Source organism: Nonomuraea sp. NPDC050663, from assembly GCF_044456985.1.
Classification (GTDB): Bacteria; Actinomycetota; Actinomycetes; order Streptosporangiales; family Streptosporangiaceae; genus Nonomuraea.
Genome location: NZ_JBITGL010000029.1, coordinates 1 through 12,945, shown reverse-complemented (window position 1 = coordinate 12,945; position 12,945 = coordinate 1). Strand labels below are relative to the sequence as shown.

The following is a 12,945-nucleotide window of genomic DNA, read 5'->3' as shown; positions in this document are numbered from 1 at the left end:
TCGGCTCATCGACCTGATCAAGCAGATTCGTCTGGCCCACCTGCCTGGGCTACGCCTCCGTGGCACTCTTGGCCGCCAGAACCAGGCCACCGACACTGCCCCAAGTGGACGACGCGATCGGCCCGGTTCATCCGCGAGGTGGACAACCTGCGGCGGCTCTCTGGCCTTCAGGTGCGCCCTGCTACGATGTGCGCCGCTGCGATGCCCTTGGGGGATCTTGTGGTTGTATGTCAGCTTGCTCATGCATTCGTGAACAGGGACGGCGCCTTCGGGAACCCGGCGTTGGTGATCGTCGAACCGCGGGGCACATCGGTGACGGCGGAGCAGCGGCGCGAACTCGCGGTACGCCTGGGCGTTCCGGCAACGGTCTTCGTACGTGACGCCGAGCGCGGGATCGTCGGCATCTACGGCTCCTACGACCAGGAGATTCGGTTCGGCGGGCACCCGCTGCTGGCCACGGTGGAGGTCCTGCATCAGCTAGGCGCCGAGGTCCGGGAGCTCACGCCTGCGGCAGGGCCAGTCGCCTGCCGCCGCGAGGCGAACGGCACGGTGTGGCTCAAGGCTCCAGCGGCCTGGTCGAAGCCCTGGCGCTTCTACGAGATGGATAGCCCGGCCGCCATCGACGCGCTGACCGGGCTTCCTGCTGGGGAGGACTTCACCCAGGTTTGGGCGTGGATGGACCAGCGGGCTGGGCTGGTGCGAGCGCGGTTGTGGGCGCCGCGTATTGGCAAGGGTGAGGACGAGGCGTGCGGGAGTGCCTCGATGTTGCTGACGCTAAGGCTCGGCCGTCCGTTGGAGGTCGTGCACGGACAGCACGGTTCGATCATCCTGACCCACCCCGTCAACGACATCGAGGTGGAGCTTGGCGGGCGCTGCACCGTCGTCGAGCCCAGCGCCGAGATCCGCAGGCAGGTCGACGACCTCTACCGGATCTCCTGAGCGGAGGTCCGGGCACCCGGCAAGGTGGATCTATCTGGCGTGTCATTCCGAGCGCCGCAACTCAGGCATCCCCGCTGCAACCTCTGGCCACTTCGCAGGGATCCCGCCGCCGCGCCAACATCGCCAGACGGCCGGGCCACCGAAGATCAACGGCTTAGGAACAGGCACTCAGCTTGTCGTTTAACCCCTGATCTTCGTGTTCGGGACGTCGTGGACATGTCGGGCCGTTGCTGGGTGTAGCCGGTCAGGTGGTGCGGCGGGGTTTGGTGCCTTTGCGGTGGTGAGCTGGGCGTTTGTAGAGCGCCCCAGTGACCAGGAGCAGTCCGACCTCGTGGCGGGGCGTGGGCCGGTTCTTGGAGCCGGGTGGTCGCCCGGGACCGGGTCTGGAGGGTTTGGGCGCACGGGCGATCGGTGGGGTCTTCGTGCGCAGGTTCCGGAACCCCCGGCGAACGCGTGCTGGGGTGAGTTTGGTCGCCTCCAGCGGTTTCTCCCAAGGGCGGCGTAGATCGTGGACCAGGTTGCGGGCCAGGCGGAGCTGGGTGTGGGCGGCCAGGATGAGCCAGGTCCAGGTGTCGGCGGCGTGCGGGTCACGCAGCTTCGGTGTGGTCCAGCCGAGGGTCTGCTTGAGCAGCCGGAAGGTGTGTTCCAGGTCGAAGCGGCGCAGGAACGCCTGCCAGAGTCGGTCGACGTCGGCTTCGGTGGCGGCTGTGCCTGACCACCACAGCCATAGGGGCTTCGGGTCGCCGCCGGAGGGCAGGTGGTCGACCTGCAGGCGGATGACCGTGCCCTCGATGAGGGGCAGGTCGCCGGGGTAGTCCTGCCAGGCGGCCCGGTGGGTCAGGATGGGGTGCAGCCGATCCCACGCCTTGGCGCTCGCGCTGCCGTAGCGGGTGGTGTCGGTGACCGTTGCTGCGTGAGGATCGCCCCAGGTGGCTGGGTCACCGAAGACGAACTCGGCGCCGTGCTTGGGGTAGCGGCCCCCGTGGGGGTGGGCTCGGTCGAACTCTTCACGTGAGGGAGCGGGACGGCGCATCACCCGATCGGAGCGCATCCGGCCCAGGACCTCCACCGGTAGGTCGGCCAGCAGGAACGCCAGGCGGGGCACGTCGTAGCCGGCGTCCAACACGATGAGGATGGCGGGGTCGCCGTCGGTGTACTGGCCCGCTTCGATCAGGCGCTCGACGACCTGGCGCAGTTGGGTGGCGCTGACTTGTGCCAGGTCGGCTCCCGGCTCCAGGCGGATGGCGTCCAGCAGCGCGGTCCAGGAGGTGCGGCCGGTCTCCAGGGCGGCGACGATGGAATACGGCCAGCCGGGGATCATCTGGTGCTTGGCCTTCTCGCTGCGGCCGTAGGTGTGGCAGAAGGAGCGATCTGGGCTGGTCGCGGCGTCCGGCCGCAGCCAGGGGCTGACGTCGGCGGCCAGCACGATCCGCCCGCCGGCAGCGCGCGGCAACGGTAGCGCGGCCAGTGATCGGCGTAAGCGGCCGATCTCGATGCGGCCGTGGTTGAGCCCGTCATACAGGGCGCCGTGACCGCGCCGGTGCTCGGGCGCCAACGCCAGGTCCACCAGCGTTTTGACGGGCCCGTCGGTGCACAGCACCGCCTCGGTCAGCTCGAACAGCTCATCGGGGCGCGCGGTCAGGCACTGGTAGAGCTCCTGGCGGAAGTCCGACAGCGTGGCCAGGCCGCCCTGGTCGGAGCCGGTATCAGGGTTATCCGTTCGTCTTGCCGTCACGCGTGCCAGAGTGGGCATCGCGGTCACCGCCTCGCCTCGGAGAGCTTTGCACGAGCCCGAAGATGAGACGGTGACCGTCCCAGGTCACGGCGACACGCCGTACCCTGACAGCCACAGTCCGCTATGTGATGGAACGTGAGCATCGCCGCGGGGAACCGACCGTCAGTCCGTAGGCGGGCAGACGCGCGGCTGTCCATCCAGACCATCGGGCCAGGTCCAGAAGGTCACCTCGGAGTTCGCGCGGGCCAGACAGTCGACGGCGGGATCCCTCATGTGGGACGCCTTGCCTGCGGAAAGCCTCGCGATCGCTTCAGCGATGGAAACCCACTCCGCCCGCACCACATCCCCATCGGGGTCTTGGCAATGGATCTCTCCATGCAGACCTTCGACCTCGAAGTACAGCCCGGTCAACATGCCAGGAGGAGGCGCGTCAGGGTTGCGGAACTGGACGACACTCAGCAGTCGTGAAGGCGGGTCCGCCTCAAGTCCTGTCTCTTCCCTGATCTCACGGCACACCGCTTCATCCGCAAGTTCCCCGTCTTCCACCATCCCGCCGGGCAAGTACCACCCCGAGTATGGATCCCTCATGTTCCGCTGCTGAACCAGGAGGACCTTGCCATTTTTGCGAGCTACCGCACTTACAGTGACCACAGACAGGGCTTTCATGATCCCATCTTGGACGGTCGCAGCGCATCGCGGACATTCGAGGGGTGCCAACTCGGCTTCGTCACGGGTGTCCCTGATGCGAAGATCCGCGGTTAAACGACAAGCTCAGGTCCCTGTCACTCACCCTTCCGCTCAGGAACGGCGTCAGTTCCAGCGGACTATCACGGTATTCGACGAGTGTGCGCAGGTTGCTCGCGGATCCGTAGGTGGTTCCGCGAGCGACCCGGCCGAGTACGCCTGAGCAGCCTCCGATGGCCCTGTCGTTGGCCTGCAGGACGGTGCAGACCATCCCGACCCAGGTTGCACGCTGATGGGCGTGGTCGTATGGGGAGATGATGCGGTAGGCGCCATCGGCGAGGGCATTCCTTCTCGCTTGCAGATGACACACGAACCCGCCCAGGTGTTGTTCGACCTCGGCGGGTGTGGGCTGGTTGCGTCGATCGGCATGACGCTTGCCGCGGGAAAGCGGTCCTCGGCGTCTTGACGCGGGATACACGCCGAGCAATGGCCGACGGTGCGGACGTCGAAGAGGTCGTCGCGGCGGCATCCGCGCGGGCACGGCTGGATCAGGATCAGGGTGCCTCCACATGAGCTGCAGGGATCGAACGAGGGGACCGGCCGCTGGCGCTCCTTGTAGGACACGAACTTCGGGGATATGCGAGCACGGTACCCGGCCCTCGTTCGCATGGCATTTCGCACCCGCCCATTGAGACGTCGATACGGTCCACTATGACGTTCGAGCCTTCGTCGTAGACCGACTCACCCCGACCGCGAACCTTGTTGTTAATGACGCCCGCTTCATCAGAAGGGTGCGTGCTCGCCCGAACCTGCCCGCCTACATCCCAGTCCGATGACACCAACCGCCACGGTATGCACACCCCGCCCATCCCGCGCTATCGTCCCCCTGTGATTCGGGCAGCGGTCGTCGACGTCGACGACACCCTCTGTCAAACCGAAGCGGCCTGCTATGCCCTCGAAAACGAGGTCCTCACCCGCATCGGTCGCGCCCCCATGCCCCGAGCCATCCATCTATCGACCTGGGGCATGACGCTCCTGGAAGCCATGCCCCTACGTTCACCCGGCATAGACTTGGATCACTTCTCCGCCGTCTATCCCGAAGTGCTCAACACCTACGTCACTTCTGGTCAGCTCGACATCATCTCCCCGGAAACCCTCCGCACCCTCGACGACCTCATCCTCTCTGGTCGCCAGCTGATGCTCCTGACCTCCCGTACCGAACCCGAGGTCCGCCACTTACTCGCCCCAGACCACCCTCTAACCACCCGCCTGACTGCTACCTACCACGCGGACAACACCCGCTTCCAAAAGCCCGACCCCCGAGCCTTCGATGAGTTTCTGGCAGCCTCGGGCTACAGACCAGACGAATGCGTTTACATCGGCGACTCCCCAGCGGATGCCGCAGCAGCAACCGGCGCGGGCCTACGCTTCATCGCCTGCCTCGAGAGCGGGGTCCGCCATCGGGACGACTTCTCCGCTTACCCAGTGGATGTCTTCGTCCAGTCCTTTCACGAGATAGCCACTGTGGTTGATCACTTGAGTTACGGCTCACGCCCCGATCCCGCACCCCATCCTCAGCCACAGGCCCACTCCATCCGAAGCGGCGCCAACTGACCAGCCCAGCGCCTCGACCCGGAGATCAGACCGACCGGGAACCGCGCCGTTGCGGGATCGCCCTTGCCCGCCAGGCTGAGGCAGGATGCCTTGATGGCGGAGGTGGCTGCGATGCTGACTGACGATGGGTAGTTAAGCGGGGAGTCAGGGGCCTAGCGCAGGGTGGAGCTGCTGTGGAGATCCTGGCCCTCGCGGTCCTGGTGGATGTGGCAGTTGACTCGTTGGCTCCGCGGGTGCGACGAGTCGATGTCCCAAAGAGGGGGAGGGGTGGGTTGGCATCCCAAAGCGGTAGCCGGGGTGTGGTGCGGAGATCTAAGACGACGTCTCATGGCTATTCGGCGGTGGCAGATGAGGGCTGCGGCGATGGCGACGAAGGAGGCGAAGTTGGTCGGCCCGGCGTTCGTGGCGGCGGTGCAGGCGGCGGCAGCCGGCCAGCCAGGAGACCGTGCGCTCGACGAACCATCGACGGCTGCCCGGGCGTTGGCTGGACTCGATCCCGCGGCGGGCGAAGCGCGGGTGATGCCGCGCCCGCGCAGGAAAGCACGCAGCTGTAGATCGTAGTCGTAGCCCTTGTCGTCGCGCAGTTGGCGGGTCTGCGGCGGGTGTGGGCCTCGACGGGGGCCGGGTGGGTGGGATGATGCGCACCAGCGGCTCCAGCGCCCGGGTGTCGTGGGTGTTAGCGGCGCTGAGCGCGACAGAGATCGGCAGCCCGGCCCGATCGGTGATCAGGTGAATCATTGAACGTCTTTGCGGCGGTCGACAGGGTTCGGGCCTGTCAGTTCCTCTTTGACCGCCCGCACGCTGAGCGAGTCGATCGTGCATCGTGACCAGTCCAGCTCTGCGCGCGCCGAGTTCGTCCAGCAGTTTCACGCCAGTCCGCCAAGGGCGCAGGCATCGAGTCGGTGGGCGGACCTTCGCCGACCCGTGGACCGTTACTCCCGCGCTCGCCACGACTTCATGTTCGTTGCTACCACCGGTACGAGCACGCAGGGGGCCTCGGCGAACTCGGGCCAGATTTTGCGTGATCACGAAGCAGTCATGCGGGGAACTGAGGCCCTGCCGGGTCGCTTCGGATCGACGAGGTTTAGTCGACCGTCACGTGCGGGCGAGAACCTCGGTCAGGGTGCTTAAGGGGCGAAATCATCGACGTAGTCAGCCGCCGACAGCGCTGCATGAGTCCAACTGGCCAGTCGTCGAGCGTGACGAGATGGCCCCCTCGAGCGGAGGGTCGAAATCGCGCTCTTGGCCTCGGCAGAGGGTCTCGCGATTTCCCCTCACCCGGGTGGGGTTGTGTTGCTGCAGGCGCACGAGAGGGAGCCCGACTCGGTGAGGCAGCGAAAGGCGATCGTCATGCGCTGGCTCCTGCCGTACGGCGGTGGTAGTAGCGGGCTTGGCGGTCCCGGTGCGAGCACGAGGGGTGGCAGTAGCGGCGGCGCTGATGGGTGCGGACGAATAGCAGTGAGCAATCGGGAGTGTCACAGCGGCGCAGCCCCGCGGCGTCGGGGCCGGATGCCAGCTCGATGCAACTCGTGGCCAGGCGGCCAAGGAGTGCGGCCTGACCTGCGGAGGTGTCCAGCCGAGTGGCGACCGCAGCTTTGGAGGCCCAGCTCAGCCGCAGGTGGGTGGGCGCCGCCGCGGCGGCGTCGTTGACCGTGTCGAGAGCCGCCTGGCCAGGCGCCTGCCCGTCGATGGTAGCGAGCAGCACGGCGCGGACAGCGTCACGCAGCTCACGGATTCGCAGAGTGTCACACGATTTCGCCTCGGCGGGGACCCCGTGCTGCACGGAAACCTGGGCGAGCCACTGCTCTATCCCATGGGGAGTGTCAAGGAAGTCGACCCGATCCTCGCCGGTGCCGTAAAGGGTGTTGGCGAACTCCACCGAGACAGGCTCCGTGCCCAGGATCGGAAGGTCAATATCGTCAGCCATGTCCTGACGGTATCATACGATTTAAGCGTCAGCATGGCTGGCGCTCGCTCATCACCGATTAGGGCTGCAACCTCGTGCTCGAGCGAGGGCACCACGAGGAGCGTCGTCGGCGCGCCTGCGGCGCAGCCGAGACGTCCGTGCGATTCCACTGCCATCTCAGCAAACGCCAGGCTGGTGTGTCGTTGCCGCCAACCTCCCATGCGCGACGCAGGACAACCGTCGTTGACGGTTGGAAGGGGCCAGAGCCGCGCATTTCGGGAGTGGGGCGTGCTGATGGCTACGCAGGCACAGAAGGATGTGCGGACGTGAGCTCATCGGGTATCCCAGAGCGCAGGACTAAGCCCGCGATCGTGCCACCGATCGCGAACAGACCGGCTGCCCACGCGAACGCGATCGCATATCCGGATATTGCAGCCGTGCTGGGAATGGCGCCTTGGCCCAGCGCGTCGGAGAAGGCGCTGGCCGCGATCGTGCTGAACAAGGCAGTGCCGATGGAGCCGCCAAGTTGCTGGACGGCTTGGATGGCCGCCGACGCCGCGCCAGAGTCCTCCTCCTCGACGCCCGCGGTACCGACGTTCATGCCAGCGGACAGCGCCAGGCCCAGACCTAGACCCGCGACGATCAGGCCAGGCAACACGTCCGCAGCGTAGCTGCTGGTCTCGTTCACCAAGGACATGAAGGCGGTCCCTGCTGCAGCGACGAGCATGCCCGCCATCACCAGGAGTCGTGGACCGACCTTCGGCAGCAGGAGCGTTGTTCCCAACGTGGCAGAGATCATTAGTGCGAGGATCATGGGCAAGAACGCCAGGCCGGTCCGCACGGGGCCGAAGCCGAGGTTCTGCTGCAGGTAGAACGTCATGAACAAGAAGATGGCGAACATCCCCGCGCACAGCACGAAGACCGCTAGGAACGAGCCGCCACGGTTGCGATGGAGAAGGATACGCAGCGGCAGGAGCGGGCGGGCGACCTTGGACTGCCAGACGACGAAGCTGGTCAGCAGCGCAGCACCCCCTGCGACCGGCCCCCAGGTGCTGGGTGCGCTCCATGCGTCCGTATGCGCGTTGGCCAAGCCGAAGACCAGCGCGAACATTCCGGCGGTGGCCGTGGAGACACCCACCAGGTCGAGCCTGGGTCGCTCTGTCGGCGTGCTTGACTTCAGCAGAGCGAGTCCGCCGATCAGGGCGAAGGCCGCAATGACGACGTTGATGTACATGCACCAGCGCCAGTCCAGGTACTGGGTCAGCGCACCACCGAGGAGCAGCCCGATCGCGCCGCCGGCTCCGGAAATGGCGCCGAAGACGCCGAATGCCCTGGCTCGCTCGTCGGCTTCGGTGAACGTTGTTGTCAAAAGCGCCAGCGAGGCCGGAGCCAGGAGTGCAGCGAACACTCCCTGCCCTACTCGTGCAGCGACCAACACCTCGAAGCTGCCCGCCGCTCCTCCGGCCACGCTGGCGATGGCGAAGCCGATGACGCCGGCCACGAACGCCTGCTTCCGGCCGAACAAGTCGGCCAGCCGGCCACCGATCAATAGCAGACTGCCGAAGCTGAGCGCGTAACCGGTGATCAGCCACTGCCGCTGTGAGTCGTCGAAGTCAAGGTCAGCTTGCGCTGACGGGAGCGCGATGTTCACTACAGTGGCGTCGAGCACCACCATGACTTGAGCCAGCGCAAGAACAGCTAATACGAGCCAATGGCTGCTGGCACGTCCCGGCCGGTTCGTGTGCGGATCGGGCGGCAGGCGGCCGGACAAGGTCATGGGACCCTCCCTCACCGGGGGAACCCGGCTGAGTCAACGAGATCTGAGTCTGTCTGGGAGACGGCGCTCCAGCGCAGCTTCGGCTGCGGGCAGCGAGATGCGCGCCTAGAACCGTGGACGCAGTTGCGCCGACGGCCAAGCGGACTAGTGAGGGTGATGGGTGGGACTCTGGCTGAAGCGACGCTCCAGCCAGCGCACTGCGAAGGCGCACATGGCGGAGGCATCTACCAAAAGGCTACTCGCGGCTCCGACCGTGCCCCTGCTACCGTCGTGAGCTTCGAGGAAGGAGGCGACGATCTCAGCGAAGTAGTCCTCCGGCAGCCCGTCGAGCACAGGCATGCTGGTGTCGAACTCCTCGACCATGCGCCACTGAGTACCGTGGAGGGTCGCGAACGGCACCTCGTAGCGGATAACCCTCTTTCCGGGTACATCGGCGAGGTGCTCGGCATGGTGCAGAAGGGTCATCGTGTCCCACGGAGCGCCGATCATGATGACTTTGCCCTTCACCTCCACCAGCTTGGCCAGCGGTGAGCCGGGGCCATAGCCGTAGTCGATCGGGTGGTTGTTGGTGAACCAGGCGGCCTGCGCGCCTAGCGCCGCGACCGAGGCACCTGGTGAGCCGCTACGGCGGGCCTGGGGCCAGGTGCGCAGGAATTCGGGCAAGGCGCCGTTATCGCGTGATGCTCGAGAGGTGGCCGGATCGAAGGCAGGCACGTGCGGACGCCACGGCGGCGGGATGCGCCCATCGGCGTCGAGTAGTACGTCGTAGCGCGCGTCCCAATCGGTGTAGGCAAGGACGGTACCGCCCGGCGACACGGCGTCGAGCAGAGCCCCGACGACGGCGTCAGGACCGTTGAGTAGTCGGCCTACCCGGCTGAGCGCGCCGTGAGCGAGCACGGCATCCCCCGGCCGCAGGCCCAGCTCACGCATGTCGGCGGCGAGATCGGACCGGGTGACGAAAGTGGTGAGGGCAGCCTGGACGGACATGCGCTCCTCCAGAGATAACTAGATGTTTCGTGCATCACGCCGAGGGTGGTTAGGTCGAAGCCCTGAACCTTTCGTGGCTCGGCGCTGACGCACGGTGGATAGGTAGTACTGCGCTTGGCGGACGCTGGGTGCACATGATTCGTGGCAGCAGCGGCGAGAGCGTTTCGCTGAAGGAAGGGCGTCGGGCACGGCAGGCGCGTACACCGAAGGGCCCGGCTGGTGTGCGCCCCGTCGAGGAGCAGTATGCAGCGGCTGGCTGGTGCGACGACAAACACATCCCCCATCACCACCCTCACGGCGAAGGGAGCAGGTCGGCGGTCCGTCGTTGCTGACAGCCGACGTGCGACTCAGAGATCTCGGCGACTCACTTGGTGCAGGACCGTGGTTGCCTGGATGCTGGCGAGAGCAGGCACTGCCCGCACGGGTCGCCAATCCGGCCAGGATCAGCCGGGTGGCCCGTCCTCGGCGAGTCGCCGTCAGGAAATCGTGCGCGTTGTGTGCTGCCACGGTGAGGCCATGAGCAGTAGACGCCTGACTGCACCACACGGTCAGAGCCGATGGGGCGGCGAGGTATTTCTGATCATCATTGAGGCTTCGGTGGCACGTATCGCCGACTCGACCGCGAAGGTCTTCGAGCACAGGCAGGTCATCGACGGTCCGGGGCGGGGTAGCTTCCCCATGCATCTCCCGCATCTCGGCACCATCCCTGCTGACGGTAAAATGGTCGTTTAACCGTCAGCATAACCCATCGGTGCTGCTAGGGACAACAAGGGCGCAGGCGAAAGCAGACGGAGTCGCCGATGAGGCTGACCGCGACTGCGCCACACAACCACTACCTGTGCGCTTCATAGATCGGCAGAATTGATGATCACGATTGACCTGCCTGGCGTTTCACCCCGCAGAAATCCTGAGGCCCGCCTACTGGTGCTTCGTTGTCTGATCAGATGGTCATCGCGGCCGTAGCGCGATTGTGATCACGAAATGGGTCGCCGCCTCCCCAACCGCCGTCTGCACAGGTGATCACGATGCAGAAGTGCCAGAATTCAGGACTATTGACACTCCTTCCGGCATCAGGCCCGACGGCTCAAATGCGATCGCGTCTCCGGTCTTCCGCGGTAAGCGCGACGATAGGCCGTCGGCGTGGTGGCCATGTCCCGGGACAGGTGCAGCCGCAGGTTCGCGGCCGTGCCGAGGCCGCAGCGCTGAGCTACTTCCCCCACCGTAAGATCGCTGTTCTCCAGGAGCCGCCGCGCCTCAAGAAGGCGTTGTGCGGCCAGCCAGCGCAGAGGGGTGGTGCCCGTCTCGGCCACGAAGCGCCGGGCGAAGGTGCGTGGCGCAAACCCTGCCTGGCGGGCGAGGCTGGCGACAGTCAACGGTTCGGACAGGCGCTCCAGCGCCCATGCGCAGACCGCGGCCATCCCGGCGCCAGCGACTGGCATCGGGCGTTCCAAAAACTGTGCTTGACCGCCGTCGCGGTGGGGAGCCACGACCAGGCGCCGCGCAACCCTGACCGCAGCCTGCGGGCCATAGTCGGTCCGTATCAGGTGCAGGCACAGGTCGATGCCTGCGGCGAAACCTGCGCTGGTCAGAACGTCCCCGTCATCGATATACAGCAGGTCGGGATCGACGTCGACGCCTGGATATCGGGCAGCCAGTTCGGCCGCGTCCATCCAGTGGGTGGTCGCTCGGCGGCCGTTTAGCAGGCCTGCGGCCGCCAGCGCGAAAGCGCCGGTGCACACCGAGACGACCCGTGCGCCTCGCGCGGCGACGACGCGCAGCGCCTCGAGCACCGGCGCCGCGGGTTCGTCCAGCGGCACGTATCCAGGTACGACGACGGTGTCGGCGGTGGCCAGGGCGGCCAGCCCCAGGGGGACATGAATGTCCCACCCGGCGGCCGAGGGCACCCATCCTGGAGACTCGGCGCAGACGGCAAAGGAGTAGTGGCCCCGATCACTGAAGGCTTCTGTCGGAATCGCCAGGTCGAACGCGACCACGCCAGGCAGCGCAAGGGCAACGACACGATGCATGGCAGTATTCTTACGCATAGAGGCATTCCTGCTACTCGTTCCGGTGCCACATCGGGAGCAGACTGGGGTTCTGGCAGCGGGGGACTCGGACGACGAGGTCCCAGTCCATGAACCACGGGAAGGAAATCCTCATGCGCTTCATCGACGCCCGCTCCTACACGGCCGAGCGGCCTTGGGGAGCGCTCGACATCACCGAAATCGACGGTGCGACCGTAAGGCTGCACTGGACGGACCAGCCGTACGTCTGGCACGTCAACGACGGGTCCGAAGTCTTCGTCGTGCTCGACGGTGCCGTCGACATGCACTACCGCAGCGGCGGAGCCGAGTACGTGGAACGGCTCGTCCCTGGGCGTGTCTGCTATGCCGAAACCGGTGACGAACATGTCGCCCATCCCGCGCCGGAGGCACGCATCCTGGTCATAGAACGCAAGGGCAGCATCTGATCCACCCCGGAGCCCGGGGCGTGCGGATGCTCAGGGTGCCGGCGTCCGAACATGCTCAACTTCATCGAACGCAGTTCCACCCGAGCGTGGCGTACAGGTGCTGCCATGAGATGCCTGGCAGCCGCGGCAAGACCATCTCGCTGCCGCAATGGTCTTCCCGCCCGCGCCACTCCATGGTTCGCGACGGCACCCCAACATCGCGGGTGCTACGGGCAGAACGTCAGTCGTGTGGTTGGTGGGTAGCAGGGACGAGCCGTTGCACCGGGGTCGGGTTCCAGACAGGCGACGCGAGGTGGACCCTCGTGGACATCCAAGGGCGATCCCTCGTTGGCGAGGTAGCCGCGGATTGACGCGATACAAATCACCTGCCCGAGACCCCACGATGGTCGGTAGGCGAGGTTCGGGCAGTCACGGGGGTGACCACAGCGCTGGCCACAGCGCTGGTGCACCCGGCGGGCCCTCGGCGTGGTCTTGACCATCTGGCCGTACTGGTTGGAGGTCAGCGCTTAGTCGATCTCCTCCACCAGGACGCTGTCCAGGCGCGACCAGGACTCGCCCGCGGCCAGCTAGGGACGCTACTCCGAGCTGACGTTTCTCGACCGCGGCAGGAGCGCCCTCGCAACTCAGCGGCCGGCCTTCAGGGATGCTGCTCCGTCGTCCAGCGCAAGCTCCTTGACGAGCGCGCCACCCGGATTCGGAACCGGGGAACCAGCTGTCTGCCACATCGGGCCCTGATTTTCGACGGGTGTTGTTGGGGTGTCGATTGGTGGCTGACCCGTTCGACCTAGGAGGTGACAGGGGCTGACGTGGCCTCTGCCTCCTGGAAGGGAACC

9 protein-coding genes and 1 pseudogene are annotated in these 12,945 nt (G+C 66.2%); 3 read left to right on the top strand and 7 right to left on the bottom strand.

What is annotated here, in order from left to right:
* Positions 1-249: 249 nt before the first annotated feature.
* Entirely contained in the window at positions 250-939 is a 690-nt protein-coding gene (locus ACIBH1_RS46760; RefSeq protein ID WP_397320591.1) for a PhzF family phenazine biosynthesis protein, read from the top strand.
* 244 nt (positions 940-1,183) lie between these two features.
* Here ACIBH1_RS46760 and ACIBH1_RS46755 read toward each other — a convergent pair whose 3' ends face one another.
* Both ACIBH1_RS46755 and ACIBH1_RS46750 read right to left on the bottom strand, forming a co-directional pair.
* Positions 1,184-2,674: an NF041680 family putative transposase gene (locus tag ACIBH1_RS46755; protein WP_397320590.1), complete on the bottom strand. Its 1,491-nt coding sequence runs from the start codon at positions 2,672-2,674 to the stop codon at positions 1,184-1,186.
* Between the two features lie 162 nt (positions 2,675-2,836).
* Positions 2,837-3,340 (bottom strand): NUDIX hydrolase, encoded by a 504-nt coding sequence (locus tag ACIBH1_RS46750; RefSeq protein ID WP_397320589.1) that lies wholly within the window; start codon positions 3,338-3,340, stop codon positions 2,837-2,839.
* A 906-nt stretch (positions 3,341-4,246) separates the two neighbouring features.
* Here ACIBH1_RS46750 and ACIBH1_RS46745 point away from each other — a divergent pair.
* Entirely contained in the window at positions 4,247-4,972 is a 726-nt protein-coding gene (locus tag ACIBH1_RS46745; protein ID WP_397320588.1) for an HAD family hydrolase, read from the top strand.
* A gap of 332 nt (positions 4,973-5,304) precedes the next feature.
* Here the strand turns inward: ACIBH1_RS46745 and ACIBH1_RS46740 are convergent.
* From ACIBH1_RS46740 to ACIBH1_RS46720, 5 genes and pseudogenes are all read right to left on the bottom strand, one after another.
* Positions 5,305-5,836: pseudogene (locus ACIBH1_RS46740) on the bottom strand (IS5 family transposase); the annotation flags it as partial.
* 484 nt (positions 5,837-6,320) lie between these two features.
* Positions 6,321-6,899, bottom strand: a complete 579-nt coding sequence (locus tag ACIBH1_RS46735; protein ID WP_397320587.1) for a CGNR zinc finger domain-containing protein — start codon at positions 6,897-6,899, stop codon at positions 6,321-6,323.
* A 277-nt stretch (positions 6,900-7,176) separates the two neighbouring features.
* Positions 7,177-8,655 (bottom strand): MFS transporter, encoded by a 1,479-nt coding sequence (locus tag ACIBH1_RS46730; protein WP_397320586.1) that lies wholly within the window; start codon positions 8,653-8,655, stop codon positions 7,177-7,179.
* A 144-nt stretch (positions 8,656-8,799) separates the two neighbouring features.
* A complete protein-coding gene (gene aac(3) / locus ACIBH1_RS46725; RefSeq protein WP_397320585.1) occupies positions 8,800-9,642 on the bottom strand; it encodes an aminoglycoside 3-N-acetyltransferase in 843 nt (280 codons plus the stop codon).
* 1,070 nt (positions 9,643-10,712) lie between these two features.
* Positions 10,713-11,669 (bottom strand): helix-turn-helix domain-containing protein, encoded by a 957-nt coding sequence (locus ACIBH1_RS46720; RefSeq protein WP_397320584.1) that lies wholly within the window; start codon positions 11,667-11,669, stop codon positions 10,713-10,715.
* 131 nt (positions 11,670-11,800) lie between these two features.
* On the opposite strand from ACIBH1_RS46720, the gene ACIBH1_RS46715 reads away from it, so the two are divergent.
* On the top strand, positions 11,801-12,112 hold the full coding sequence (locus tag ACIBH1_RS46715; protein ID WP_397320583.1) for a hypothetical protein: 312 nt from the start codon (positions 11,801-11,803) through the stop codon (positions 12,110-12,112).
* Positions 12,113-12,945: the final 833 nt, after the last annotated feature.

Coding starts and splice junctions, on each gene's coding strand:
- ACIBH1_RS46750 (WP_397320589.1), bottom strand. CDS start 3,340: ATGAAAGCCCTGTCTGTGGTCACTGTAAGTGCGGTAGCTCGCAAAAAT.
- ACIBH1_RS46735 (WP_397320587.1), bottom strand. CDS start 6,899: ATGGCTGACGATATTGACCTTCCGATCCTGGGCACGGAGCCTGTCTCG.
- ACIBH1_RS46730 (WP_397320586.1), bottom strand. CDS start 8,655: ATGACCTTGTCCGGCCGCCTGCCGCCCGATCCGCACACGAACCGGCCG.
- ACIBH1_RS46720 (WP_397320584.1), bottom strand. CDS start 11,669: ATGCATCGTGTCGTTGCCCTTGCGCTGCCTGGCGTGGTCGCGTTCGAC.
- ACIBH1_RS46715 (WP_397320583.1), top strand. CDS start 11,801: ATGCGCTTCATCGACGCCCGCTCCTACACGGCCGAGCGGCCTTGGGGA.